The sequence below is a fragment of the Mycetocola sp. Y444 genome (genome assembly GCF_059445295.1).
In genome coordinates, this window is record NZ_JCAIUB010000003.1 from 525032 (window position 1) to 549791 (window position 24760).

The window sequence follows — 24760 nt, forward strand, 5'->3', positions numbered from 1 at the left end:
CAAGACTAGGACAGCCACCACCCACAGGCACAAGTAGCGCGGGGGGCTTGATTTCATCAACGGATGCCGCCAGTACGTCGGTGGGAATCCGCGCCACCGGCGTCGCACGCGAGCGATGTCAGTGGCCCGGGTTACCGTGTCGGTATGAGAATCCTGCACACCTCCGACTGGCACATCGGTCGCACGTTCCATGGTCACTCGACCATCGAGAACCTGCGCACCGTGCTTGCGGCGCTCGCCGCAGAGGTGCGCGAACGCTCGGTCGACGTGGTGGTTGTTGCGGGCGACATCTTCGATTCGGCGACCCCGTCAGCCGAGGCATACACCGTGCTTGAAGCCGCCGTTGTCGCGCTGCGTGAGGCCGGGGCATCCGTCGTTCTCACCAGCGGCAACCACGACTCGGCGACCCGCCTCGGCTTCATGTCGCGGTTCTCCGGGCTCGCCGGTGTGCACGTTGTCACGCGGCAGGAACAGCACAGCCAGCCGATCACGATCGACGACGGGTTCGGTCCTGTTCACTTCTACGGCATTCCCTACCTCGAGCCGGCGCTGCTGCGGCACCATTACCCGGATGTTCCGCTGAAGAACCACGAGCAGGTCCTCGGTTTCGTCATGGACCGCATCCGCGACGATCTCGCCGAGCGCGGGGGCCGCAGCGTCGTGTTGTCCCACTGCTTCGCTGTGGGGGTCGAGCCGAGCGACGTCGAGCGCGACATCACCTCTGGCGGCATCGACTACGTCCCGCTGAGCGTCTTCGACGGTCCCGACTACGTCGCGCTCGGGCACATTCACGGCAGGTCGACGCTCAGTGCGCGTGTCCGTTACTCGGGTGCGCCGCTGCACTATTCCTTCTCCGAGGCATCGAAGCCGCGGGGCGGCTGGCTCGTCGACCTCGACGCTGACGGCTTGTCCACCGTGGAGTGGGTCGGTCTTCCGGTTCCGCGCTCGCTCTCGGTGATCACCGGTTCCCTCGACGAGATACTCGCCGATGCCGCTCACACAGCGGTCGAAGACCACTGGCTCTCTGTCATTCTCACCGACCAGGTGCGACCGCTCGACGGCATGCGCAAGTTGCAGCGGAGGTTCGGGCACTGCGTGACGCTCGAGCACCGCCCGGCGGTGACCACTGCGGCAACTGAAACCACGTACGCCGAACGCGTGCGAGCCCGCACCGACGCCGAGATCGTCTCGGGGTTCCTCGAGTTCGTGCGCAACGGCATCGGCCCGACCGAACTCGAAACCGACATACTCAGCTCGGTGCTTAATGAGGTGGCGATCGGCGAGGTGGCGGTTGGCGAGACCGATGAATCGGCCGCGAAGCCCATGAAGACGAGCGTCTCCCCGACGGATGCCCGTGGCCCGGTTGACGCCCTCGCCGAGGTCGACGCATGAAGATCCAGCAACTGAGGATCGCCGGCTTCGGTCCATATAAAGACGAGCAGCACATCGATTTCGAGCGGTTCGACGACGACGGCATCTTCCTCATCACCGGGAAGACCGGCGCGGGCAAGTCCAGCCTCCTCGACGCCATCTGCTTCGCGCTGTACAGCAGCGTTCCCCGGTACGACGGCACCCAGTCCAGGCTGCGCAGCGACTACTGCGAGACCGGCGACCCAACTTTCGTCGAGCTGGAATTCACGGTGAACGGTACGAGCTATCGTGTACGCCGAGCACCGGAATATGACCGGCCGAAGGCCCGCGGCACGGGCACGACACCGCAGAAGGCGACGGCAGAGCTGTTTCGGCTGACCGGCGGTGTGTGGGAGGGTATCGCCGCCCGCCCGGTCGACGTCGCACACGAACTCGACGCCATCCTCGGCCTCACCAAGGAGCAGTTCCTCCAGGTCATCCTGCTCGCTCAGAACCGGTTCCAGCAGTTCCTGCTCGCGAAGAACGACGAGCGCCAGGCCGTGCTCCGAACGCTCTTCGGAACCGAGCGATTCGAACAAATGGAGCTCGCTCTCGTCAGCCGGAGCAAAAACCTCGCTGCCATGCTCGATTCCTCGGCGGGCAGCCTGAGGACCCAGGCGGCCCTCGCCGCCGGACTCGTCCAGGACGACGCGCCGAGCGAGCCGGCCCTCGCCTGGTTCGATGAGATCCTCGCCGGTCTCGCCGACGCACACGCGAGTGCTGCTGAGGCCGCGACCGTCGCTGACGCCGAGTTCTCCACGGCCGACGCCGAGCACCGGGGGTTGCAAGACCTCCGCCGTCGCCAGCTCCGACGCGACAGTGCCCTGTCCACGCTCGAGACGTTCGAAGCGCAGACAGGCGCGATTGAGGTCGATCGCGAGGCACTCGAGCGAGCGCGACGAGCGTCATCGGTCTGGGCTCATGTGGCCGCCCGCCGTGGTGCCGAGGCGGCGTACCAGCGTGCGATCGAGACCGAGAAGAAGAAGACCGGGGCATACCTCGGCCTGCTCGACAGGGACGCCGACAGTGACACCGACAGTGCCGCCGACATCGATCCGGACACTCTGGGTTCGGTCATCGACGAACTTGCGCGTTCGCTCGGCACGCTGCAGAGCGTGCTCGCCGAAGAGCGTGCCCTCCCGCGGCTCTCGGCCGAGGTCGAGCGGTGCACACAGGTTCATGCTGCCCGTGCGGCCGACGTCACCGACGCCACCACCCGGGTCGCAGAGCTCCCAACGCAACTCGACGCCGTCGCCGACGAACTCAAGACGGTTCGGGTTACCGCCGCCGCCCTCCCCGAGGCGAGGGCCAGGGTGGCGCGGCTCGAGGTGGCCAGGGCTGCGGCCCAGCGCGCGGCAACGCTCGACCGCAAACTCACCGAGGCACGCTTCACCGAGAAAGACGCCAGTGCGGCGCACCTCGCCGCCGCCACTCACCTCGACGAACTCTTCAGTGCTCGACTGAACGGCCACGCGGCCGAGCTCGCCGGCGCACTCGCGGCCGGAGACGCGTGTGCGGTCTGCGGTTCGACCGAGCACCCGAAGCCCGCGTCGTGGGACGGTGCCGAGGTGACCGAGGCCGACATCACTCAAGCGCGAGCTCTCGTCCAGGCCCGCCGCGCCGACCTCGAGACGGCGACGCTTGCCGCTCAGGACCTCGCCACGCGCCTGGCGAGTGAGCAGGCGCGCGCCGAGTCAAAGCCACTCGACGAGATCGACGCCGAGCTGGCCGACGCGACGGTCCTGCTCGTCGACCTCGAAACGGCCGATGAACAAGTAGCCGAGCTGGAGGCCAGGCAGGGGGCACTCCGAACCCGGCTCGACACCGCCAGAGAAACCCTGACGGCGCTGCGCGCCGACCTCGACAACGCCGCTCGTGATGTAGTCGAAGCCACCGCCCGGTTGAATGACGCAACGTCACTGGTCACCGAAAACCGGGCGGGGTTCGACTCGGTCGCCGAACGCGCTGGAGAGCTCGAGCAGCGACTCGATGCCGCGCGTGACCTGCTCGAAGCCGCCTCGGTCACCCGAACGCGACAGGACGCCCTCGCTGCCGCCACCGAAACGCTTGTCGGCCAACTCGCCGAGAACGACTTCGCCGACGAGTCCGCCGTTGATTCTGCGCGCAGAGGCGCGGCCGAAATTGCGGCGCTCGAGGTCCGTATCCGTGAGTTCGACAACGCCGTGGCGTCCGCCAGGTCCACCCTCGCCGACCCGGAACTGGCCGACCTGCCGGTCGATCTCGTCGATCTCGCGCCAGCAGCAACTCTCGTCGCCGAGACCAGGGCCATCCGTGACTCAGCACTCCAGACCGCAAGCTCTCTGGCGGAGCGCCTCGACCAGCTCTCCGTGATCGTGCGCCGGGTGCGTGCCGAGCAGGAAGCATCCGCCCAGCTGAGGGAGGAATACGACCGCGTGCGGGCACTCGCGAGTGCCGTACAGGGTAATGAACCCAACACGAAGCGCATGCGCCTCGAGACCTACGTTCTCGCAGCCCAGCTCGAGGAGATCGTGACCGCGGCGAACGCCCGCCTCGCCACCATGACCAGCGGCAGGTACACGCTCCAGCACGACGATTCAGTGCAATACCGCAATACGCGGTCCGGACTCGGGCTTGCCATCCTCGACGAGCACACGGGGCGCGCCCGCCCCACACATTCGCTGTCGGGAGGCGAAACCTTCCTCGCGTCGCTCGCGCTCGCGCTCGGCCTCGCCGAGGTGGTCACGAACCAGGCGGGCGGGATCACCCTCGATACCCTGTTCATCGACGAAGGATTCGGCTCCCTCGACGGCGACACTCTTGAGATCGCCATGTCAACGCTCGACAGCCTGCGATCAGGGGGCCGCACCATCGGTCTCATCAGTCATGTCGACGCGATGAAGGAACAGATCCACGCGAAACTTCGCATCGAGGTCACCGACTCGGGCGCGAGCCGCGTGGCGATGAGCACCGCACCCACTCACCTCGAACTGGCCTGAGCCGGCTTTCCTGAGCCGGTCGCTCACCCTGACTCAGGATCAGGTACAACCCCGATTGTGCGAGGCCGCCCGCGGTGACAGGCTGTGAGGCATGAACCTCATTCGTCCTCGTCGCGGCCGTGTCATCGCCGGTGTGTGCGCGGCGGTCGCCAATCGTTTCGGAGTATCGGCCACCCTGGTGCGGGTGCTGACCGTGCTGAGCTTCCTGCTTCCCGGCCCACAGATCCTCGCCTACGTCATCCTGTGGATACTCATCCCGAACGAGATCTGACGGTATGGCTCCCCTGCACCAACTGACAGACCCGGTCGCGTACCACGGTGAAGGCCCCGTCTGGTCGACCACCTGGGGTGGCCTCCGCTTCGTCGACATGCTCGCGGGCGACATCCTCTCCGTCGATGCCTCCGGCGGCGTCACACGGATGCACGTCGGCACCGTGGCGGCGTTCGTGCGCCCTCGCACGCGCGGCGGCTATGTCGTCGGCCTCGAGCGCGGCATCGGACTCGCCGACGATGTCGACGCGCCGCCGACGTCGGAGATCGAGCTGTGGACCGACCAGGGAGTGCGCATGAACGAGGGCGGGTGCGCACCAGACGGCAGTCTCTACGCCGGATCGATGGGTTACGACCAGACACCGGGTGCCGCGGCGCTTTACCGCATCGATCCAGCCGGCTCGGTGTCGACGTTTCTGCCGCACGTGACGGTGTCGAACGGTATCGACTTCTCCCCGGACGGCAGCCTCGCGTACTACAACGACACGGCCACCGGCCGAACCGATGTCTTCGACGTCGTCGACAACGTCCTGGTGAACCGCCGGCCGTTCGCCGACGGAGGCGACGGCAGCCCCGACGGGCTCTGCGTCGACTCCGAGGGCAATATCTGGGTCGCGATGAACTCCGTCGGCCGGGTGCGGTTGTATTCACCGGATGCCACGATCCTCACCGAGATCGCGTTGCCGGTTCGCCTTGTCACAGCGTGCACCCTTGGCGGAGAGGACGGTCGCGATCTGTTCATCACCACCTCCAGGGAGAACCTCGACGACCCCGAGCCGGAGGCTGGCGCGGTATTCACCGTCAGGGTGGACGTGGCTGGCAAGCCCGTGCTGCCGTACGCCGGCTGACCCGACCTGACCCGCCACAGAACGAAGGCCCCTGACGGATCGTCGGGGGCCTTCGTCGGTGTTGGGAACGTCTAGCGGCGGAACGCCTTGACGAGAAGTCCGACGGTCGCGAGTACGCCGACGGCCGCGATAGCGATTAGCCTGCCCGGACGCTTTTCGTAGTTCGTCCGCAAGTCTGCGACAGCGGCCTGCGTTGCATCACGGGCGGCATCGATCGCCTCGCGTGAGGCGTCCGCAGCCTGTGACGCCTTGTCAGAGGCCATCGCCGCCGCTTTCGCGAGCCTCTCGGAGACCTGGGCGGCGACCGCCTGGGCCGCCTGCGCCGCCTTCTCGGCAGCTTCGCCAACATCATCGGCCTTTTCGGCGAGAGGCTTCACCGCCTCGGCGCCCCGCTCGACAGCATCGTGGGCGGCGTCCTTCAGCCCCGGTGCGTCGATTGGCGCCTCGTCGACTGCCGTGTGCGCGTGGTCCGCTGCGGCCTCCACGTCTGGTTCGCCGATCGAGGACGGCTCGCCATCGGACTGCCCGTCGGACTCATCCGACTGCTCGTCACCGGACTGGTCGGCGTGGGGCTCTTCGAAAGCGATCGGGGCGTCAGCGTCGGCAGCGCTGTCTGCGTCATCCGACCCGCCATTGTCGTTCGAGTCATTGTCGTTCGAGTCATTGTCGCTCGAGTCGCTGTCGTTCGAGTCGTTGCTGTTCGAGTCGCTGTCGTTCGGCTCGTTGCTGCTTGAGTCGTCCGCCGAAGCGTCGTCGTCTGTGTGGCTGGTGTCGGGGGCATCGGCCAGGTCGGAGTTGGCGAAGACCTCCGCCGGGGTGGGGATTTCGTCTTTTGTGGGCTCACTCATTGTTACCTCCGGGAAAGTGTGTGGTCGGTCAATTCTGGTCGTGCTGGTTACCGCGTGCGCTGCTTGATCTTCTTCACGAGCGCCTTTTCGGACCTCTTGGCCTTCTTGCCGACGGTTTTGCGGGCTGCCTTGACCTGCGGGTCGTCCCAGAACGAGGTCACGCTCTTGCGAATCTGCTCATAACGCGGCCGGCCAGCCTTGGCACCGAGCACATAGGCGCTGAACGCTATGGCGAGAATGAAGATGAACCTGGGACTCATGTCTAGCTCCTGACAGTCATGGTGGGGACAGCGTCAACCCTGTTGCCTAATGCTCCACGGTTCAAGGGGTTGCGCTCGAGACAGATCCGCGTCATGCAGCGGCCTGCAGTTACCATAGGGCCGTGCCTTACCTGTCGCCTGCCTCACGTGCAGCCCTCTCCCGCGTCGTTGATGGCGACAGTGCCGAAACGCCGCCGGATGCCCTCAGCCGGCTTCGCGACATCCGTTCACTTCTCGGAGAGCTGGAGAAAGACCCGGCAACCCTCACGGCGGTGCGCGAGGCCATCGACGGCGGCGCGTCGTGGGAAAGCGTCGCCGATGCGTCCGGCCTGAAACCGTCGGCAGCGAAATGGCGCTGGCTCGGCACCGACGAGGAGATCACCGAGCGTCACGAGGCGGGACGCAAGCGGGCAGCACGACCGAGCAGCGTGCCGACGGACCTTCCCGGATTGTCCGTGTCGGAGGCGGCCGCCCGCCTGGGAGTCACCGCGCAGGCCATCTACCTTCGGGTGAGCCGTGGTTCTCTTCGGGCTGAGACTGTTGAGCTGCCAGACGGACGCAAATACAAACGTGTGTTCCTCGATAACGACCAGGACGAGCAGCAGGTCGACGGAGCCGAGGACCAGGCGTAGCGGCCTGGCCCAGTACGCCTGGCTCCAATGGAGCGGGTTTCAGCGGCACGAGTTCAGCGGCACGAGTTCAGCGGCACTGTCGCGAGAACCGTTCGTCCGCCGGGCGACTGGCGCGGAGCCATGTCGACGAGAGCGACCTGCGCCAGGTGGAGTTCCTGGCCGTCGACAACCCGCTTCTCACCCTTCACGGTGACGTGCGGGCGAAAGTCCGGCCGCGAGAAAGCAGGTTCGTCCGGTGTCGTCGCGAGCGGCCGCACAGCCGCAACCAGCTGGTCGCGGAGGGCGAACAGGCGTTCGTCGTCGGCAATGAGGGTGACGGGGATGTCGTGGCGGCGCCCGAAAAGGGCGTCCCCGGTGGCGCGAACGCTGAACGGTGTGAGGTCACCGACCGCGTCGGCGAGAGCGGTCGCGATCACGGCAGTCTCCGCCTCCGTTGCAAACGGGGGAACCACTGTGATGTGCAATGGCCACGAACTGACGAGGAAACTGTCGCCGGCCCGGAGCGGTTCCAAGGGAACGACCACCACCACGCGCGACATGTGCCGAGTCTATGGCCAGGGGGACGGGGCTTTAGAGCACCGAAAACTCGGTGTCGTTCCTCACGTGGATGTCTGCGCTGTCCACGTCGGAGACGACCGCTGAACTCGGGCCGTGCTGAAGCCAGGCCATCATGGCGGCAACGGCGGACTCAGTTCCTTCGACCTCGGCCTCTACGCTGCCGTCGAGCCTGTTGCGCACCCAACCGGTGACACCGAGGCGCGCAGCTTCGGCTCTCGTCCAGTAGCGAAAGCCGACCCCCTGCACACTGCCGTGCACGATGACATGTTTGCGAATCACCCTCCCATTCTCACGCCGGGTGTGTCGATTACCAGAGGCCCCACGGGTTTGTGACGACGGGCCCTCCCCGGAATCCCTCTCGGTGTGCGCGAGCAGCGAGGGTCGTTCGGACCCGCTGTTCAGGTGTCGTTAGGTTTCGCGTAAGCGCCGTTTGGATTCCGTTAGGACGCCGCAAAGGCCCTGAACCACGGGTGTCTAATCAGATGTCGCACCCGAGCCCGGGTGACCGCATGCCCGTCGGCATCGCGCGAGAAATCCCCTGAAGGAACCGAAATTGCTTGACATCGTCTACGTGCTCGGCAGCATTGCCGTGTTCGTGCTGGTCGGCCTTGCCGCCAAGGGGGTTGAGAAGCTGTGATGTTCTTCTCCCTCCTGGCCGCTGGCCTGGGAATCGCCGCCATCGTCTATCTCGTGTACGCACTCGTAAAACCGGAGCGGTTCTAGGATGGCCGGTCTCTTCGCGATCCTTCAGGTCGCTTCCCTTGCCCTCATCCTCGCTCTCCTGTATCGCCCGCTCGGCGACTACATGGCCCACCTCTATACCTCGACGAAGAACCTCAGGATCGAGCGCGGCTTCTACCGGCTCATCGGAGTGGACGCCTCGGTCGAACAGACCTGGCAGGCCTACGTGCGCGGCGTGCTCTGGTTCTCCGGCATCGGTCTTCTCCTGGTCTATCTCCTGCAGCGTTTCCAGACCGTGCTGCCGTACTCTCTCGGGCTCCCGGCTGTGCCAGAGGGCCTGTCGTTCAACACGGCGGCATCGTTCGTCGGTAACACCAACTGGCAGTCGTACTCGCCCGAGGTGACCGTCGGCTACACAGTGCAGATCGCTGGTCTTGCCGTGCAGAACTTCGTTTCAGCTGCCGTCGGAATTGCGGTTGCCATCGCGCTGGTCCGCGGTTTCGCGCGGAGTCGTTCCGGCACCATCGGCAACTTCTGGGTCGACATGACGCGCGGAACCCTCCGGCTGTTGCTGCCACTCTCCGTGCTCAGCGCAATAGTGCTGATCGCGAGCGGAGTCATCCAGAACTTCAACGGGTTCACTGAAATCTCCACACTGTCCGGTGGCGTGCAGAGCCTGCCGGGTGGCCCCGTTGCCTCGCAGGAGGCCATCAAGAACCTCGGTACGAACGGTGGTGGCTTCTTCAACGCGAACGCCGCGCACCCGTTCGAGAACCCGTCGGCGTGGACAAGCCTCTTCCAGAACGTGTTGATGCTCGCCATCCCGTTCGCGCTGCCACGCACCTTCGGCCGCATGGTCGGAGACCGCCGTCAGGGCTCTGCGATCCTCGCGGTCATGGCGACGTTCTACATCGCATCACTCACCATCCTCTCGCTCGTCGAGCGCGCCGGCCTCGGTACGGCGCCACAGCTGGCCGGAGGTGCGATGGAGGGCAAGGAGCAGCGCTTCGGAATCTTCGCCTCGACCCTCTTCGGCTCGACGAGCACGCTCACCTCGACCGGTGCCGTGAACTCGATGCACGACTCATATACGGCTCTCGGCGGCATGATGCCGATGCTCAACATGATGCTCGGAGAAGTTGCGCCAGGTGGGGTCGGCTCTGGGCTCTACGGCATGCTGATTCTCGCGATCATCGCCGTGTTCGTTGCCGGACTGCTCGTCGGACGCACTCCGGAGTACCTGGGCAAGAAGATCGGGCCGAAGGAGATCAAGCTCGCGAGCCTCTACATCCTGGTCATGCCCACCCTCGTTCTCGGTGGCACGGCCCTGAGCTTCGCGATCCCCGCCATCCGTTCTGACGTTGAGTCGACGTCGATCTGGAACCCGGGCAACCACGGCCTCTCCGAGGTGATCTACGCGTTCGCCTCTGCCGCGAATAACAACGGTTCGGCATTCGCGGGACTGACAGCGAACACTCCGTGGTTCAACACAGCCCTCGGCGTCACGATCCTCCTCGGGCGGTTCCTGCCGATGGTCTTCGTTCTCGCGCTCGCCGGTTCGCTCGCGGCACAGGACAAGGTTCCGGCAACAGCGGGAACCATGCCAACTCACCGGCCGCTCTTTGTCGGTCTTCTCACCGGTGTGACGGTCATCGTGACCGCACTCACATTCTTCCCCGTGCTCACACTGGGACCCCTCGCAGAAGGGCTGCTGTAAACCATGTCCACACTCACCGCACCGTCATCGTCACGGAACGCTCCCGAGCAGAAACCGGCGGAAGAACCCAAGGCGGCGTTCGGGCCCGCCGCCCTCCTCGACGCCGTTCCCGGCGCATTCCGTAAGCTCGACCCGCGAATCATGTGGCGCAACCCCGTCATGTTCATCGTCGAGGTCGGAGCCGTTCTCACCACGGCGATCGCGATCGCTGAACCGTTCCTCGGCGGACCGGAAGCGTCGGGCGGATCTGCGATCCCCTCGACGTTCACCTGGGGTATCGCCGTCTGGCTGTGGCTGACCGTTCTCTTCGCGAACCTCGCGGAGTCGGTTGCCGAGGGGCGCGGTAAGGCTCAGGCCGACAGCCTGCGAAAGACCAGGACAAGTACGACCGCCCACCGCGTTGTCGACTACGACGAGGCGGGGGACCCCTCCGCCTCAGGGGCGGTCCCCGACGAGGTCTCGTCGGCTGATCTGACCCTCGGGGACGTCGTCGTCGTCAGCGCCGGTGAACTCGTACCGGGAGACGGTGACATCATCTGGGGCATTGCCTCAATCGATGAGTCAGCCATTACCGGCGAATCAGCGCCGGTGGTCCGCGAATCGGGGGGCGACCGAAGCGCCGTTACCGGCGGCACCCGGGTGCTGTCCGACCGCATCGTAATCCGGATCACGTCCAAGCCGGGCGAGACCTTCGTCGATCGCATGATCGGGCTGGTCGAGGGTGCGGCACGGCAGAAGACGCCCAACGAGATAGCGCTGAATGTGCTGCTGTCGAGTCTCTCCATCATCTTCGTTGTCGTCACCCTCACACTCAACCCGATTGCGTCGTCGGTGTCGGCCGAGGTGAGCGTTCCGGTGCTCATCGCGCTTCTCGTGTGCCTCATCCCGACAACCATCGGCGCCCTGCTGTCCGCGATCGGCATCGCCGGAATGGACAGGCTCGTGCAGCACAACGTTCTGGCGATGTCGGGCCGAGCCGTTGAGGCCGCCGGAGACGTGACGACCCTGCTGCTCGACAAGACGGGAACGATCACGTACGGAAACCGACAGGCATCCGAGTTCGTGAGGCTTGCCGGAATCGACGAGCAGGAGCTCGTTCGGGCTGCCGCGCTGTCGTCGCTCGCCGACCCGACGCCGGAGGGCAAGTCGATCGTCGACCTCGCCAACGAGCAGGGTGTCCACGTCGGTGACTTTGCCGTCGGTGACGTCGTGCCGTTCACCGCGCAGACCAGGATGTCCGGAATCGACCAGCCGGACGGCACCCAGATCCGGAAGGGCGCGAGCTCTGCCGTGATTGCCTGGATCGAGCAGGACAAGCGTGCCGCGAGTTCCATACTCGCGGACCTGGACGAGCAGGTGGAGCGGATCTCCTCATCGGGCGGAACCCCCCTCGTCGTTGCCGCGAAGTCGCCGGAGGAAGGCGCCAGGATCCTGGGTGTGGTTCACCTGAAGGACGTCGTCAAGGACGGACTGGCCGAGCGTTTCGCTGAGCTGCGGGCCATGGGTATCCGCACGGTGATGATCACGGGTGACAACCCTCTGACGGCGAAGGCGATTGCCGCGGAGGCCGGAGTCGATGACTTCCTGGCTGAAGCCACACCCGAAGACAAGATGGAGCTCATCAAGAAGGAGCAGGCGGGCGGCAACCTCGTCGCCATGACCGGTGACGGCACCAATGACGCCCCGGCGCTGGCACAGGCCGACGTCGGAGTCGCGATGAACACGGGCACATCAGCGGCGAAGGAGGCGGGCAACATGGTTGACCTCGACTCCGACCCGACCAAGCTCATCGACATCGTGGCGATTGGCAAGCAATTGCTGATCACGCGTGGAGCGCTCACCACGTTCTCCATCGCCAACGACGTGGCGAAGTACTTCGCGATTATCCCCGCGATGTTCGCCGGGGTCTTCCCCGGTCTGGCCGTGCTCAACATCATGGGGTTGCACTCGCCGGCATCCGCTGTGCTGTCCGCGATCATCTTCAATGCTGTCGTCATCATCGTGCTGATTCCGCTCGCCCTCCGCGGAGTGAAGTACCGCCCGTTGAGTGCCTCACGGGTGTTGTCGAGGAACCTGCTGATCTACGGCGTCGGCGGCGTCATCGCTCCCTTTATCGGAATCAAGCTCATCGACCTCGTCGTCAGCCTGATCCCCGGATTCTGATTTACCTCCTGAGAGAGAAGAAAACAATGAGTTCCTCACGCACCACCCTGCGAACAGCAGGGGTAGCGCTCCGGGCGATGGCGGTCCTCACCGTCGCCCTCGGCCTCGCCTATCCGCTCGCGATCACCGGTATCGGGCAGATCGCCTTTCCCGGCCAGGCGAATGGCTCCACTCTTGAAGCGAACGGGACAACCGTCGGCTCAGCCCTCATCGGCCAGTCCTTCAGCGACGCCGAAGGCAACCCTCTGCCCGAGTGGTTCCAGCCGCGGCCGTCAGCAGCCGGTGACGGCTACGACGCTGGCGCCTCGAGCGGCTCCAACTTTGGCCCGGAGAATCCCGACCTGATTGCGGCAATCGAAGAGCGCAGGGACCAGGTCGCCGCGTTCAACGATGTCGATCCCGGAGAGGTCCCTGTCGATGCCCTCACCACGTCGGCCTCCGGTCTCGATCCCCACATCAGCCCCGAATACGCCCGTCTCCAGGTGGCACGGGTAGCGGCTGAACGACGTTTGTCAGAGGATGATGTCGCAGCTCTGGTCGAGGATAGCGTCCAGAATAGGGATGTCGGTTTTCTGGGCGAGCCGACCGTGAACGTGCTCGAGTTGAATATCGCCCTCCAGGGCCTGAAGGGCTGAGGATGAAGCGAGGGCGGCTGAGGGTCCTGCTCGGCGCCGCTCCCGGTGTCGGAAAGACCTTCACCATGCTCGAAGAAGGCAAACGTCTTCGCGATGAAGGCAGCGATGTGGTCGTCGCGATCGTGGAAACCCACGGTCGCGCGGCCACAGCAGCGATGGTCGAAGGCCTCGAGGTCATCCCGCGCATGGCCGTCTCGCACCGCGGTGTGGAACTGACCGAGCTTGACCTCGACGCCGTGATTTCCCGGCATCCGGATGTCGCCCTCGTGGACGAACTAGCCCACACCAATGCTCCCGGATCCGCGAACGAGAAGAGATGGCAGGACGTCGACGCCCTGCTCGCCGCCGGGATCGACGTCATTTCGACCGTCAATATCCAGCACATCGAGTCGCTCAACGACGTGGTTCACCAGATCACCGGTGTGCCCCAACGCGAAACGGTTCCCGACAAGGTGTTGCGAGCGGCCGAGCAGATCGAGGTCGTCGACCTGGCCCCGCAGGCGCTCAGGGATCGGCTGTCGGCGGGCCGGGTGTATCCGGCAGAGCGGATCGACGCCGCGTTGTCGAATTACTTCAGGCTCGGAAACCTCACGGCTCTCCGCGAACTTGCGCTGCTCTGGCTGGCTGATGAGGTCGACAGTGCGCTCCGCAATTACCGCGCTGAGCACGGGATCGACGCGAAATGGGAGGCGAGGGAGCGGGTCGTCATCGCGCTGACCGGTGGCCTTGAGGGAGAGACCCTCATCCGCCGCGGTGCCCGGATCGCTGCCAGGTCCTCTGGAGGCGAGCTCCTCGCCGTGCACGTCACGGGCCAGGACGGGCTTCGGAGCGCACACCCCGAAGCCCTCGCCGAGCAACGAGCCCTCGTCGAGAAGCTCGGCGGCAGTTACCACCAGGTCGTCGGTGACGACATTCCCCGTGCGCTCGTTGAGTTCGCGCGAGGAGCGAACGCGACTCAACTCGTCATCGGGGTGAGCCGCAGGAACCGCGTCGCGGCGGCTATCAGCGGCCCCGGAATCGGCGCAACGGTGATTCGCGAGTCCGGTGACATCGACGTGCACATCGTCACGCACTCCGCAGCGGGAGGAGGGAAATTCTCGCTCCCGCGGCTGGGCGGGGCGCTCACCATGAAGCGGCGCATCGCCGGGTTCCTCCTCGCTCTCGGCGCCGGTCCACTCCTCACCTGGCTGCTCGTCTCGCTCCGCAACCCTGACTCGTTCTCGAGCGACGTGCTTGCCTACCAGCTGCTCGTCGTCATCGTTGCGCTCGTGGGTGGAATCTGGCCCGCACTGTTCGCCGCCTTCCTCTCGGGACTCACCCTCAATTTCTTCTTCGTCGAGCCGGTGCGCACGATCACGGTCAACGAACCCATCCAGCTCGTGACGCTCGCGCTCTACGTTCTCAATGCGACGCTTGTCAGCTACGTCGTCGACCAGGCCGCGCGTCGGACACGAGCCGCCAGGCGCGCCGCAGCAGAAGCGGAACTTCTCGCAACTGTCGCGGGGAGTGTGCTCCGCGGGCAGAGCGCGCTCCAGGCGTTGATCAGCCGGACGAGGGAGGCGTTCTCCCTGACCGGAGTGCGCCTCGTGGTCGACGGGCAGGTACTGGTTCGTGATGGCGAGCCGACCCTTGACGAGAAATTCACCGCGGTGCCCGTTGGCGATCGGGCAACGCTTGAGCTCCACGGAGGCGACCTGCAGGCATCCGAACGTCGTCTTCTCGCCGTGATCGCCGCTCAGGTCAACGCGGCACTCGAACACTCCGACCTCACGGCAACGGCTCGCGAGGTCGGTCCGCTTGCCGAGACCGACCGGGTACGGAGCGCGCTGCTGTCCGCGGTCAGTCACGATCTTCGGCGCCCGCTCGCCGCGGCAACAGCTGCGGTGAGCGGATTGCGGGCGACCGATGTTTCCTGGTCGCCCGACGATCGAGAGGAGCTCCTCGCTACCGCGGAGGAAAGCCTCGGCACCCTCTCATCGCTCGTCACTACTCTCCTCGATGTGAGCCGGGTGCAAGCCGGCGTGCTCGGGGTGTCACTGAGTCGAGTCGCCGCAGACGACGTCATCCTTCCCGCGCTTGACGAGCTTCACCTGGGACCGCGCGACGTCGAAATCGCCCTGGAACCCGGGCTGCCAGACATCATCGCCGACCCCGGGCTGCTGCAGAGGGTGGTCGTCAACATCCTCGCGAACGCGACCCGCTTCGCCCCGCCAGGAACCCGGGTGCGGGTCGCGGGGAGCAGCTTCGGCGGCACCGTCGAGATCCGCATCATCGATCACGGCCCCGGCATCGCCCCCGAACGTCGCGACGACGTCTTTATGGCATTTCAGCGTCTTGGCGACACCGACAACCTCACTGGACTCGGCCTCGGGCTCGCGCTGTCCAAGGGATTCACCGAGGGGATGGGCGGAACTCTCGAGGTGGAGGATACCCCCGGCGGTGGACTGACCATGGTGATCGCTCTCCCCATTGCCGAGGACGTTCCGGCCGAGACCGGATTCGTTAGCACCCCGCCCGCTCCGAACGACCAGGAATGACCGACATGAAGATTCTCATCGCGGACGACGACCCGCAGATCCTCCGCGCGCTGCGGGTCACCCTGCGGGCACGGGGGTATGACATCGTCACCGCCGCGACCGGAGTGGAAGCGATCAACGCGGCGATCGAGCACCGCCCCGACATTTTCATGCTCGATCTCGGGATGCCGGAGCTCGACGGCATCGAGGTGATCCAGGCGCTGCGCGGGTGGACCCAGGCGCCGATCCTTGTTGTCTCTGGTCGCACGGGCGCAACCGACAAGGTCGAGGCATTGGATGCCGGTGCCGATGACTACGTCACCAAGCCCTTCTCCATCGATGAACTCCTCGCCCGGATCCGGGCCCTCACCAGGCGGGTGCCGTCACAGGAATCCGTTCCGGTGACGCGGATCGCCGATATCACCATCGACCTCGCAGCGCGCAGTGTCACCCGCTCCCTCGCCTCCGGGACCGAGTCGGTACGACTCACGCCCACCGAATGGCAGGTACTTGAGCTTCTCGTCCGGAATCCGGGAAAACTGGTCACTCGTCAGAGTCTCCTCAGCGACATCTGGGGATCTGAGCACATCACCGACACCGGGTACCTGCGGTTGTATATCGCCCAGTTGCGCAAGAAGATCGAGCCGGATCCGTCCAGGCCGCGATTTTTGCTCACTGAACCCGGCATGGGCTACAGGTTCCAGACGGATGACGCGGCATCCGGGCCTGCTCCGGCGTCAACGATGACAGCGCCAACAGCTGAAACCTAGGGGGCAACCCCAGTGGGTTGAACGCGCAGGACCGCCAGAATTACGGATGCCCGGCGTACCTCCGTACCCGACGGATTCGGGCATCGAGGGGACGACCAGTGAATGACCGACTTTCCTCGGCGGTATCAGAGTCAGGGCGCCAGGCAGCTGCAGGCGCCGTACCAGCCGTCGAGCCCATACTCCGCCTCGGAATTGTGCTTCGTCGCGTAATGATCATCACTCTCATGCTGCTGCTCATCGGGCCAACCCTGTGGACGGCGGTGACCGGTCAACGCACCCTCAGGATTGAGGGAGCCCTGAGCGACGCCGCCAGCAGCATCGCCATCGTCGGTCCGGCCGCCGGCGCGCCGGCCGTGGGGGAGACGGTGGTCGTTCGCACGTCGACGACACCGCTCTCGGTGGCCGTCGGGCGCGTGGCTGAGGTGGACGACGGCACTGTCGCTCTCCGCGACATCGTCAGTCCGGCCGCGTGGACGGCATCCGTAACCGATCTGAGTGGATCGGTACTCGCCATCTTCGACGGACCGGTGGCCGCATTCCTGGCTGGCCTCCCGCCGACGATGGCGAGTACCGGGATCATTCTCCTGATTGTCGGGCTCGTCGCCCTCCCCCTGCGGCATCGCGACCCGGACGACGCTGGCGCCGTGCCGCTCCCGTTCGCCCGGCACCACAAGGACATCACAGAGTTCGGTCGCACCTAGGATCGATGGTCCTCTGAGCGCGGGAGCGGTGCGCGGGAGCAGTGCGCGGGAGCGGCGTCGCGCTCTCTTCGTCAGGTCAATCCTGAACGGGCACGGTCTCGTCGACGGCATCGGTTCCGGCGTAGGTGCCGGACTGGCCGGACGGCTTCGAACCGCCGTGGTCGTCTGCTCCGTCCACTGAGTCGTCGGAGCTGGCGCCGTCGGAGCCCGTCCCGTCAGCCGGCGGGGTTTCGAGCGACGAGTGGTCAGCCGCGTCAGCGTTCTTGGCTTCTTCGTAGTTGCCGTCGCGCTGCCCCTGGTCGGGGAGCTCAGGGAGCGTGTCGTTTCCGCTTTCGGTGGGGTGCTGGTCGGTCATGCGGGGGTCCTTTCATTGACGGATGCCCCGAGGCTACCCACCGGCGGCACAAAGCGCACAGCTCTTCCACTGTCGCCTCATTGGGTGTACATTCCCGCGCTCTGCGGCTCGCCCTCGCGGGTCAGAGTCGTCCTGTCAGGTTGTTGCGGAAGCTCGTCGATCGGTCGTCGAGCCCGACGAACTGCACGGTCGTGCCGTGCGCCCTGTACTTGGATTCGATCGAGTCGAGGACCGCGACTGTCGACGCGTCCCAGATCTGCGACGCGCTGAAATCGACGATCACCTCGGCCGGGTCCTGGCCGTACGAGAACTGCTCGACGAGGTCATTGCTCGATCCGAAGAAGAGCGGACCGTTCACGGCATAACGCACACTCGAGCCGTCCTCTGAGACGGTCCTCGAGACGCGAACGACGTGCGCCACCCGGCGCGCGAACAGCACGATGGCGAGGACAGCGCCCGCGGCAACGCCGACGGCCAGGTTGTGCGTGACGACAACGACGAGAACCGTCGTGAGCATCACGACAGTCTCGGGAACCGGCATCCGCCTGAGCGTCGACGGCGAGACGCTGTGCCAGTTCACCGTGGTGATGGCAACGATCATCATCACCGCGGCGAGGGCCACCATCGGGATCTGCTCCATCACGTCGCTGAGCACCGTCACGAGCAGAAGAAGCACAACGCCGGCAACGAAGGTCGAGATCCGCGTGCGTGCCCTGCCCAGCTTCACATTGACCACGGTCTGGCCGATCATGGCGCAGCCGGCAATGCCGCCGTAGAAGCCAGCCAGGATGTTCGCAATGCCGAGTGCCCAGGACTCGCGGTTCTTCGCTGACCGGGTCTCGGTGATGTCGTCGACGAGCTTGGCCGTGAGCAGCGTCTCCATGAGACCGACGAAGGCAACGCTGAGAGCCGTCGGGCCGATGATCGAGAGGGTCTCGAGGTTGAGCGGCACGAGAAGAGGCGTGATCCCGGGAAGGCCACCGGCAATGTCGCCCTCGTCGCCGACAGTGGGCACTGTGAGGTGGGCCACCATGGTGATCGCCGTCACGACGACGATCGCAACGAGCGGTGCCGGAATCACTGTCGTGATTTTCGGCAGGACCAGAACTATGACGACGGTCAGGACGAACAGTGGATACACCAGCCACGGCTGTCCGAGGAGGTGGGGCACCTGCGCGGTGAAGATCAGGATGCCGAGGGCGTTCACGAAACCGATCATCACGGAGCGGGGAATGAATCGCATCAAGCGGGCCAGCCCGGTAACGCCGAACAGCACCTGGATCAGTCCGGCGAGAATGACGGCGGGCAGCAGATACTCGACGCCGTGCTCCTTGACCAGCGGAGCGACGACAAGTGCGACGGCTCCCGCTGCCGCGGTGATCATCGCGGGCCGTCCGCCGAGGAACGACATCGAGATCGCGAGAACGACGGATGCCACGAGGCTGACCTTCGGATCCACGCCGGCGATCACGGAGAACGAGATCACCTCGGGAATGAGCGCCAGCGTCGTGACAATGCCGGCGAGTACTTCGACACTCAGGGCTTTGGGGTTCCTGAGTGTGGCGAGAACCGTCGGGGCCAGGGGAGCGCCGGAGCGCGCCGGGGTAGCGGCTGATCGTGGTGAAGGCACCGGTCAACTGTATTCTCTCGCCCGGCGGCCCGTAGGCTCGGAGAATGCCCTCCTACCGAGTGACCATCAGCGTTGGCAGGCTGGCGCCACGGGTGATGCCTGACTCAGTGCTCCCCGGAGCTGCTGCCGCTGCGGCTGAGCTCGTCGTTGTTGAAGCATCCGATCTCTCCGTCGTCGCCGGCTCTCCTCGGATCGTCGTGCGGTTTACCGCCGAGGATGCCAGTGAGGCGCTGAGGGTGGGCAGTCACGTGGCGGAGCAGACCGGGCTCATCGCTGAGGTTCTGAACTGGACGGTGACCGCTCGTGACCAGGGACGTTGGTACCTTGTGCGCTGACCGGTAACCCGCCAGAGTTCGGACCAGAAAGTTCGGCGCACTACACCGGTATGAGGGGTGGTGACATAATCCATTCCCGTTTACCGTTGGAGTCCCATGTCAGATGTGCGCCCCGAGCGAGCAAAATCACCGCCCCCACCGGTGCTTTTTGGGCGCGCCCGCCAGCTGGATGCGATAGTGCGAACAGCCTCGACGGTGGAGGGCGGAGCGAAGTTCGTCCTCATCGAGGGGGAGTCGGGATTCGGAAAGACGGCGCTTCTTCGGGCGGCTCTGGCTGTCCTTCCTGACTGGCCGCGGTACCACGCCGTGGCGGACGCCTATGAACGGGCTCTGCCGTACGGTGTCCTGAATCAGCTCCTCGCACCCTTCGACCAGTCCCTGCTTCCGCCTGTCCTGGCCGGCGGGGTCGAGCAGGACGTCTCGGCCCTCGTCGCGGGGGCCGCGCTTCTCGCGGTGGTGGATGCGAGCGAGGGAGCATCCATCATCACCATCGACGATACGCAGTGGGTCGACGAACAATCGGCGAGGGCGCTCTGGTTCGCCGCGCGGCGATCACTGTATGACCGACTGCTCTTTATCGTCGTCGCCCGCCCCGTTGCCACTGACGTCCTTAACCAGGTGAGGAGGTTCGCTCTCGATGGCGAATCCGGTATCCGCGTCGAGGTCGACGGGCTGTCGCCGGATCACGTGGTGGACTTCGTCCGGACGGTGCTCGGTGTGTCTGTGCCGCGCCGGACCGCCAAGCGGCTGGTCGCTGCCACCGATGGCAATCCGCTCCACATCCGGGCGATTCTGGACCGGGTGGCATCCGCCCCCGACGTGGCCGTCGAAATCGAACGCCGGCTCGGTGACGGAGCGCTCGCGCCCGCGCCGGGCTTCGACACCATCACCAGGGAGGCAATGGACAGGATGCCGGAGGCCGCGCGCAGGGTGATACACCTCGTCGCAACGCTGGAGGGCCCGGTCAGCGCCAGCCTGCTGATGGCTGCAGCCGGCCGTTTGGGAGCGCCGACCGTCACGATGGATGCAATTGACGACGCAATCCTCTCCGGCATGATCGATGCCGGGGAGGGGAGTGGGTCGCTCGAGTTGCGGATGCATCACCAGCGGGTCGGTGACGCTGTGCTTGCAGAGCTCCCGGAGAGGTCGCGGCAGGAACTGCACAGAGCGGCTGCCGAGGTTGTCGGAGGCGATCGAGGTCTCCGTCACCGGGTCAGGTCTGCGCCTGGCCCCGACGATTCACTCGCGAGAACACTCGATGAGGCGGCGGAAGAAGCCCTGCGGAACCATGAGGCGGCGAGGGCCGTACGTTACCTTCGCTGGGGTTCATCCGTGTCCAGCTCTTTGGCCGACCGGCACGAACGGCTCATCAGGGCAGGTATTTACGCCGTCACGACACAGCATTACAGCCTCCTGGTGCCGGCCATGCCTGAGTTCAGTAACCTCCCCGCAGGGCCGGAACGGGATCTTCTCCTCGGTAGCGCTCTCTACGCGATGGGAGACATCGCGCCCGCGAGGACGATGCTCTCCCGTGCAGCGCTGTGTCGCCCGGCAACCCTGCGAGAAAGAGCCATCGTGGCTCTCGCCAATGGCTCGATGGCATACCTGGAGATCGAAGCCCGCAGGTTCGAGGCCGTCTGCCAGGCGTGCGACGCTGTCCTCTCCGAGGTCGGGAGAACCCGTTCTGCCCTGCTGGACACTCCGGAGTCAATCGGCGGCGTCGACCTTGACGAGCTGGAAGGCATCGCGCTCACCTGGCGGACGCTCGCGAGGTGGCGGTCGGGTGCCGCGGAACCCGTCGATGAGGAGATCTCCGAGCACATCAGCCGGGGGGAGCAATCGGGTTTTGAGCCGCGCCACGCGCTGATGCTGGTCGTTCGCGGCGGAGTTCGCCGCCAGCAGGGTCGCCTCGATGACGCGATCCGCGACCTCGAGCTGGGGATCGAACTGACGGACGCGATAAACCCCGCACTCGCTCCCTTCGGGCGCATCGAGCTCGCCCTTGCCCAGTTCAGACGCGGGAACTGGGACGACGCGTCGACCGCCGCCGCTGTCGCTGTGTCACTTGCCGACGACTTCGGTGGTTCCTGGACATACGGGAGTTGCCAGGTCGTTGCCGCGCTCGTGCCAGCGGCGCGCGGTGAACTCGAAGCAGCGGAGATCCTCCTCCCCGACGCCGACCTGTCGCGATCCGCGGTCGACACGTCCCTCACCATGCTGGTTAGGGCTGTCGCCGCGCGGGCAAAGGGTGACCGCGCCGCTGTCGTGCGCATCGCCAGGCAGGCGCTCGCGACCGAGCACCCCCGCGCTCAGGTTGAGCGTGGCTGGTGGCTCGAGCTCCGCGACGAATCGGCGCTTCCCTCGCGTCCATCGGCGGCGACGAAGGACCCCCTGAGCGTGCTCAGCGGGCGGGAGCGCGAAGTCGCACGCCTTGCTGCCCAGGGACTCACGAACCGAGAGGTGGCCCAGCGCCTCTTCGTCACCGTCAAGGGTGTCGAGTACCACATGGGCAATGTTCTCGCGAAGCTCCATCTCACCTCGCGGCGCGGCATCCGGCACCTGATCGACGGGGAGGAGTTACCTCCGTCCGCCCAACCTGAGAGATCCCTGACTAGGGATGCCCCCTAGTGTGCGGCGTAGTCAGCTCGGACACACTATCTCTGTAGCTTCGCGTCCGTCGGTGTTCTCGTGGGGCAGCTTGAACACCGATGGCGCGTGGCTCAAACTTTTGGTCGATCGAGTTTTGGTCGATCACGGTTGGTTGTTGAGGTCGGTTGTCGAGAAGACGCCGTCGCCCGGGCACCAGCGGCCCCCTTACCATTGAACCCATGGTGAGCATGGCTGAATCGTTGGAACGCCTGTCGGAACTTGCCGCGTCGCCGGTCGTGATGAAGGTGGCATCCGCGTTCTCCGCAGCGGGATTCGAACTCGCGCTCGTCGGCGGTCCGGTGCGGGATGCCATGCTGAGCCGCCCGGTCACCGACCTCGACTTCACCACGAACGCGTCGCCGGATGAGATCCTCGCGGTTACCAAACCCGTTGCAGACGCGCAGTGGGACATCGGCCGCGACTTCGGCACCATCGGCGCGCGAGTGACGGCGAACGGTGTGACCGAGACCGTGGAGATCACCACCTATCGCGCTGACGCCTACGACGGTGTAACCCGCAAGCCGGTCGTCGCGTTCGGCACCAATCTCGAAGACGATCTTCACCGGCGCGACTTCACGGTCAACGCCATGGCGTTCCGGGTGCCCGAGAAGATCCTCGTCGACCCGCACGGCGGTGTTGAGGATCTGCTCGCTGAAACCCTGCGGACCCCGAGTGCCCCAGAGGTCAGCTTCGGAGACGACCCACTGCGGATGCTCCGTGCCGCACGTTTCGCCGCACAGCTGGGGTTCTCCGTTGAACCGGCGGCAGCCGCGGCGATGAGCGATATGGCTGACAGCATCCGGATCGTGTCTCCCGAACGGGTGCAGGGGGAACTGTCGAAGCTGTTGCTCACCGACAAGCCGAGGGCGGGGATCGAGCTCCTCGTCGACACCGGCATCGCGGAGATCGTGATCCCGGAGATTCCCGCGCTGCGGCTGGAGATCGACGAGCACCACCACCACAAAGATGTCTACCAGCACTCGCTGACTGTGCTCGAACAGGCCATCGATTACGAAAAGGCGCGGCATCCGGGCGAGGCGCCGGACCTCACGTTGCGACTCGCGGCCATCCTGCACGACATCGGGAAGCCCGCAACCCGTCGGCTCGAGCCCGGCGGAGCCGTGAGCTTCTACCACCACGACATGGTGGGCTCGAAACTGGCGAAGAAGCGATTGACCGCGCTCCGGTACGACAACGACACGGTGAAGGACGTTTCCCGGCTCATCGAGCTTCACCTCCGGTTCTTCGGCTACACCGACGGGGCCTGGACCGACTCGGCGGTGCGCCGTTACGTGCGGGATGCCGGCCACTTGCTCGAACGACTGCACATCCTCACCAGGGCCGATGTCACCACCCGAAACCGCCGCAAGGCAGACCGCCTCGGATTCGCTTACGACGACCTCGAAGCCCGCATCGCCGACCTGCGCGAACGCGAGGAGATGGAATCCGTTCGTCCGGATCTCGACGGCAACGATATCCAGCGGGTTCTGGGAATCAAGCCGGGCCGCGAGGTGGGCGAGGCCTACAAGTGGTTGCTCGAGCTGCGCCTCGATGAGGGACCGCTTGGCGCGGAAGAAGCCGAACGTCGTCTTCGTGAGTGGTGGGCTCAGCGGGACGCGAGTTCGTGAGCGGCGGGGCGGCGACGGCACTCGACCTGAGAGCCCTCGCTGAGCCGGTGACCGGCCCCGACCTGCGCTCATTTCGTCACACGTCCATCGCTGCCGGGGTGCCGAGGCTGGACCCCACAGCGCCGAGCCTCCGGGGATGGGTGACCGTCATCGGCATGGCCGTGTTCGGCGTTGCCAGTGCCCTTGTCGGCCTGCTGGTCCTCGTCGAGGGCGTGAGCGTCGAAAGTGTCGTGGTCGCCCTCGTCTCAGCGCTGATGGTCTTCGGTTCAACGCTCATCGTCGGGCGATTTCGCTGGCCGCGATGGGGATCACGGTTGTGGCGGGACCGGGTCCGGATCGCCCGCTTCGCCGAGCAGAACGGCGCCAGGTACTCAGTGGTCATGCCAGCGCCGCAGCTGGCCGGGATGCTCTTTTCGCGCGGCGACCGGAGGCGCGCGTCCGACGTCGTCGACTTTGGTGAGCAGTCACGGTGGAGCGTCGGTAATCTCTCCTATCTGAGGAGCCTTCCGAAGGGTGGTGCTGAACAGCACGTGTGGGGTTACGTCGAGGTCGACCTGCCCCGACGGTTCCCCCATATCGTCCTTGACTCGCTGTCCAACCACGGTCTGCGCGGACGCGAACTCGAGAACCCGTACTCGGGACAGGGCGCCATCGCACTCGAGGGTGACTTCAGCCGTCACTTCCGGATGACCTGTCCGCCCGGATACGAGCGTGACGCGCTCTACCTGCTCACCCCGGACCTGATGGCCGTCCTCATCGATGAAGGCCGGGACTTCGACATCGAAGTCGTTGACGACAGGCTTTTCCTCTACCGGCCACGGCCGTTCGCCCTCGCTGAGCCCGCGGAGTGGGAGCGCATCCAGCGGATCATCGGCACTATTGCCGAGGGCGCGTACAAGCGAACCGTGAATTATCGGGACGAGCGCGTCGGGGACGTCAGGACGGACATCGTCGCCGATGGCGGGAGACGGCTGCCGACGCCGAACCTCACGGCGATTGTCCTCGTCACGTACGCGGTCTGTGTCATCGCCGCTGTCGTCGCGGGTATTCTCGGCGGCTGAGGGCCCTGCAGCGCTCAGGCTCCATGCAGCGCACAGCGTCCGGCTGTCAAGCCCTTTTTACTCGGGTGTTCCGCGCCTATTTTGAGTGTCGAGAGCGTACTCAACGCAGCGTACG

22 protein-coding genes are annotated in these 24760 nt (G+C 65.6%); 16 read left to right on the forward strand and 6 right to left on the reverse strand.

The genetic code is table 11. From position 1 onward, the window contains the following. Positions 1–144 precede the first annotated feature (144 nt). From AC1C2M_RS13990 to AC1C2M_RS14005, 4 genes are all read left to right on the forward strand, one after another. Positions 145–1392: an exonuclease SbcCD subunit D gene (locus AC1C2M_RS13990; RefSeq protein ID WP_495437187.1), complete on the forward strand. Its 1248-nt coding sequence runs from the start codon at positions 145–147 to the stop codon at positions 1390–1392. Further along, the gene (locus AC1C2M_RS13995) at positions 1389–4388 is read left to right on the forward strand and encodes an AAA family ATPase (protein WP_495437188.1); all 3000 of its coding nucleotides are present in this window, start codon (positions 1389–1391) and stop codon (positions 4386–4388) included. Before AC1C2M_RS13990 ends, AC1C2M_RS13995 begins: the two co-directional genes overlap by 4 nt. Before the next feature lie 91 nt (positions 4389–4479). Then, positions 4480–4659 carry a PspC domain-containing protein gene (locus AC1C2M_RS14000; protein ID WP_483406227.1) on the forward strand — a complete coding sequence of 60 codons (180 nt, stop codon included), beginning with the start codon at positions 4480–4482 and terminating at the stop codon, positions 4657–4659. 4 nt (positions 4660–4663) lie between these two features. Continuing rightward, positions 4664–5506: an SMP-30/gluconolactonase/LRE family protein gene (locus AC1C2M_RS14005; protein ID WP_495433492.1), complete on the forward strand. Its 843-nt coding sequence runs from the start codon at positions 4664–4666 to the stop codon at positions 5504–5506. A gap of 71 nt (positions 5507–5577) precedes the next feature. Here AC1C2M_RS14005 and AC1C2M_RS14010 read toward each other — a convergent pair whose 3' ends face one another. After that, positions 5578–6354 (reverse strand): hypothetical protein, encoded by a 777-nt coding sequence (locus AC1C2M_RS14010; protein ID WP_483406225.1) that lies wholly within the window; start codon positions 6352–6354, stop codon positions 5578–5580. 47 nt (positions 6355–6401) lie between these two features. Then, positions 6402–6614 carry a hypothetical protein gene (locus tag AC1C2M_RS14015; RefSeq protein WP_495437190.1) on the reverse strand — a complete coding sequence of 71 codons (213 nt, stop codon included), beginning with the start codon at positions 6612–6614 and terminating at the stop codon, positions 6402–6404. A 122-nt stretch (positions 6615–6736) separates the two neighbouring features. Here AC1C2M_RS14015 and AC1C2M_RS14020 point away from each other — a divergent pair, with 122 nt between their 5' ends. Continuing rightward, on the forward strand, positions 6737–7246 hold the full coding sequence (locus AC1C2M_RS14020) for a hypothetical protein (RefSeq protein ID WP_495437192.1): 510 nt from the start codon (positions 6737–6739) through the stop codon (positions 7244–7246). Positions 7247–7299: 53 nt separating this feature from the next. Here the strand turns inward: AC1C2M_RS14020 and AC1C2M_RS14025 are convergent, their stop codons facing one another. Together AC1C2M_RS14025 and AC1C2M_RS14030 are read right to left on the reverse strand one after the other, a co-directional pair. After that, the gene (locus tag AC1C2M_RS14025) at positions 7300–7785 is read right to left on the reverse strand and encodes a 2'-5' RNA ligase family protein (RefSeq protein ID WP_495437193.1); all 486 of its coding nucleotides are present in this window, start codon (positions 7783–7785) and stop codon (positions 7300–7302) included. A 31-nt stretch (positions 7786–7816) separates the two neighbouring features. Further along, complete coding sequence (locus AC1C2M_RS14030) at positions 7817–8083, reverse strand: acylphosphatase (RefSeq protein ID WP_483406221.1); 267 nt, start codon at positions 8081–8083, stop codon at positions 7817–7819. 357 nt (positions 8084–8440) lie between these two features. Between AC1C2M_RS14030 and AC1C2M_RS14035 the strand changes: the two genes are divergently transcribed. The 7 genes from AC1C2M_RS14035 to AC1C2M_RS14065 all read left to right on the forward strand — a co-directional run bounded on the left by AC1C2M_RS14035 (position 8441) and on the right by AC1C2M_RS14065 (position 16987). After that, the gene (locus AC1C2M_RS14035; RefSeq protein WP_033373121.1) at positions 8441–8527 is read left to right on the forward strand and encodes a potassium-transporting ATPase subunit F; all 87 of its coding nucleotides are present in this window, start codon (positions 8441–8443) and stop codon (positions 8525–8527) included. Position 8528: 1 nt separating this feature from the next. After that, on the forward strand, positions 8529–10202 hold the full coding sequence (gene kdpA / locus AC1C2M_RS14040; RefSeq protein WP_483406220.1) for a potassium-transporting ATPase subunit KdpA: 1674 nt from the start codon (positions 8529–8531) through the stop codon (positions 10200–10202). A 3-nt stretch (positions 10203–10205) separates the two neighbouring features. Then, a complete protein-coding gene (gene kdpB, locus AC1C2M_RS14045) occupies positions 10206–12365 on the forward strand; it encodes a potassium-transporting ATPase subunit KdpB (protein WP_495433495.1) in 2160 nt (719 codons plus the stop codon). Positions 12366–12391: 26 nt separating this feature from the next. Beyond that, a complete protein-coding gene (gene kdpC, locus AC1C2M_RS14050) occupies positions 12392–13000 on the forward strand; it encodes a potassium-transporting ATPase subunit KdpC (RefSeq protein WP_495437195.1) in 609 nt (202 codons plus the stop codon). A gap of 2 nt (positions 13001–13002) precedes the next feature. Next, positions 13003–15537: a sensor histidine kinase gene (locus AC1C2M_RS14055; protein WP_495437197.1), complete on the forward strand. Its 2535-nt coding sequence runs from the start codon at positions 13003–13005 to the stop codon at positions 15535–15537. A gap of 5 nt (positions 15538–15542) precedes the next feature. Then, positions 15543–16286 carry a response regulator gene (locus tag AC1C2M_RS14060; RefSeq protein WP_495433498.1) on the forward strand — a complete coding sequence of 248 codons (744 nt, stop codon included), beginning with the start codon at positions 15543–15545 and terminating at the stop codon, positions 16284–16286. 209 nt (positions 16287–16495) lie between these two features. Beyond that, positions 16496–16987 carry a hypothetical protein gene (locus AC1C2M_RS14065; protein ID WP_495433499.1) on the forward strand — a complete coding sequence of 164 codons (492 nt, stop codon included), beginning with the start codon at positions 16496–16498 and terminating at the stop codon, positions 16985–16987. Between the two features lie 76 nt (positions 16988–17063). Here the strand turns inward: AC1C2M_RS14065 and AC1C2M_RS14070 are convergent, their stop codons facing one another. After that, a complete protein-coding gene (locus AC1C2M_RS14070; protein ID WP_483406214.1) occupies positions 17064–17342 on the reverse strand; it encodes a hypothetical protein in 279 nt (92 codons plus the stop codon). Between the two features lie 121 nt (positions 17343–17463). Further along, positions 17464–18972: a SulP family inorganic anion transporter gene (locus tag AC1C2M_RS14075; RefSeq protein ID WP_495437198.1), complete on the reverse strand. Its 1509-nt coding sequence runs from the start codon at positions 18970–18972 to the stop codon at positions 17464–17466. 44 nt (positions 18973–19016) lie between these two features. Between AC1C2M_RS14075 and AC1C2M_RS14080 the strand changes: the two genes are divergently transcribed. The 4 genes from AC1C2M_RS14080 (at position 19017) to AC1C2M_RS14095 (ending at position 24645) form a co-directional block, all read left to right on the forward strand. Beyond that, positions 19017–19307 (forward strand): hypothetical protein, encoded by a 291-nt coding sequence (locus AC1C2M_RS14080; RefSeq protein ID WP_483406212.1) that lies wholly within the window; start codon positions 19017–19019, stop codon positions 19305–19307. A gap of 96 nt (positions 19308–19403) precedes the next feature. After that, the gene (locus AC1C2M_RS14085) at positions 19404–21935 is read left to right on the forward strand and encodes a LuxR C-terminal-related transcriptional regulator (RefSeq protein ID WP_495437200.1); all 2532 of its coding nucleotides are present in this window, start codon (positions 19404–19406) and stop codon (positions 21933–21935) included. 200 nt (positions 21936–22135) lie between these two features. Next, positions 22136–23584 carry a CCA tRNA nucleotidyltransferase gene (locus AC1C2M_RS14090; RefSeq protein WP_495433504.1) on the forward strand — a complete coding sequence of 483 codons (1449 nt, stop codon included), beginning with the start codon at positions 22136–22138 and terminating at the stop codon, positions 23582–23584. Next, on the forward strand, positions 23554–24645 hold the full coding sequence (locus tag AC1C2M_RS14095; protein WP_495437201.1) for a hypothetical protein: 1092 nt from the start codon (positions 23554–23556) through the stop codon (positions 24643–24645). Before AC1C2M_RS14090 ends, AC1C2M_RS14095 begins: the two co-directional genes overlap by 31 nt. Positions 24646–24760 lie beyond the last annotated feature (115 nt).

Bases quoted from the DNA above. Each gene is read 5' to 3' on its own strand.
- AC1C2M_RS13995 (WP_495437188.1), top strand. From the start codon at position 1,389: ATGAAGATCCAGCAACTGAGGATCGCCGGCTTCGGTCCATATAAAGAC.
- AC1C2M_RS14005 (WP_495433492.1), top strand. From the start codon at position 4,664: ATGGCTCCCCTGCACCAACTGACAGACCCGGTCGCGTACCACGGTGAA.
- AC1C2M_RS14025 (WP_495437193.1), bottom strand. From the start codon at position 7,785: ATGTCGCGCGTGGTGGTGGTCGTTCCCTTGGAACCGCTCCGGGCCGGC.
- kdpC (WP_495437195.1), top strand. From the start codon at position 12,392: ATGAGTTCCTCACGCACCACCCTGCGAACAGCAGGGGTAGCGCTCCGG.
- AC1C2M_RS14070 (WP_483406214.1), bottom strand. From the start codon at position 17,342: ATGACCGACCAGCACCCCACCGAAAGCGGAAACGACACGCTCCCTGAG.
- AC1C2M_RS14085 (WP_495437200.1), top strand. From the start codon at position 19,404: ATGTCAGATGTGCGCCCCGAGCGAGCAAAATCACCGCCCCCACCGGTG.
- AC1C2M_RS14065 (WP_495433499.1), top strand. From the start codon at position 16,496: ATGATCATCACTCTCATGCTGCTGCTCATCGGGCCAACCCTGTGGACG.
- AC1C2M_RS14090 (WP_495433504.1), top strand. From the start codon at position 22,136: ATGGTGAGCATGGCTGAATCGTTGGAACGCCTGTCGGAACTTGCCGCG.
- kdpB (WP_495433495.1), top strand. From the start codon at position 10,206: ATGTCCACACTCACCGCACCGTCATCGTCACGGAACGCTCCCGAGCAG.
- AC1C2M_RS13990 (WP_495437187.1), top strand. From the start codon at position 145: ATGAGAATCCTGCACACCTCCGACTGGCACATCGGTCGCACGTTCCAT.
- AC1C2M_RS14015 (WP_495437190.1), bottom strand. From the start codon at position 6,614: ATGAGTCCCAGGTTCATCTTCATTCTCGCCATAGCGTTCAGCGCCTAT.
- AC1C2M_RS14055 (WP_495437197.1), top strand. From the start codon at position 13,003: ATGAAGCGAGGGCGGCTGAGGGTCCTGCTCGGCGCCGCTCCCGGTGTC.
- AC1C2M_RS14035 (WP_033373121.1), top strand. From the start codon at position 8,441: ATGTTCTTCTCCCTCCTGGCCGCTGGCCTGGGAATCGCCGCCATCGTC.
- AC1C2M_RS14080 (WP_483406212.1), top strand. From the start codon at position 19,017: ATGCCCTCCTACCGAGTGACCATCAGCGTTGGCAGGCTGGCGCCACGG.
- AC1C2M_RS14010 (WP_483406225.1), bottom strand. From the start codon at position 6,354: ATGAGTGAGCCCACAAAAGACGAAATCCCCACCCCGGCGGAGGTCTTC.
- AC1C2M_RS14000 (WP_483406227.1), top strand. From the start codon at position 4,480: ATGAACCTCATTCGTCCTCGTCGCGGCCGTGTCATCGCCGGTGTGTGC.
- kdpA (WP_483406220.1), top strand. From the start codon at position 8,529: ATGGCCGGTCTCTTCGCGATCCTTCAGGTCGCTTCCCTTGCCCTCATC.
- AC1C2M_RS14060 (WP_495433498.1), top strand. From the start codon at position 15,543: ATGAAGATTCTCATCGCGGACGACGACCCGCAGATCCTCCGCGCGCTG.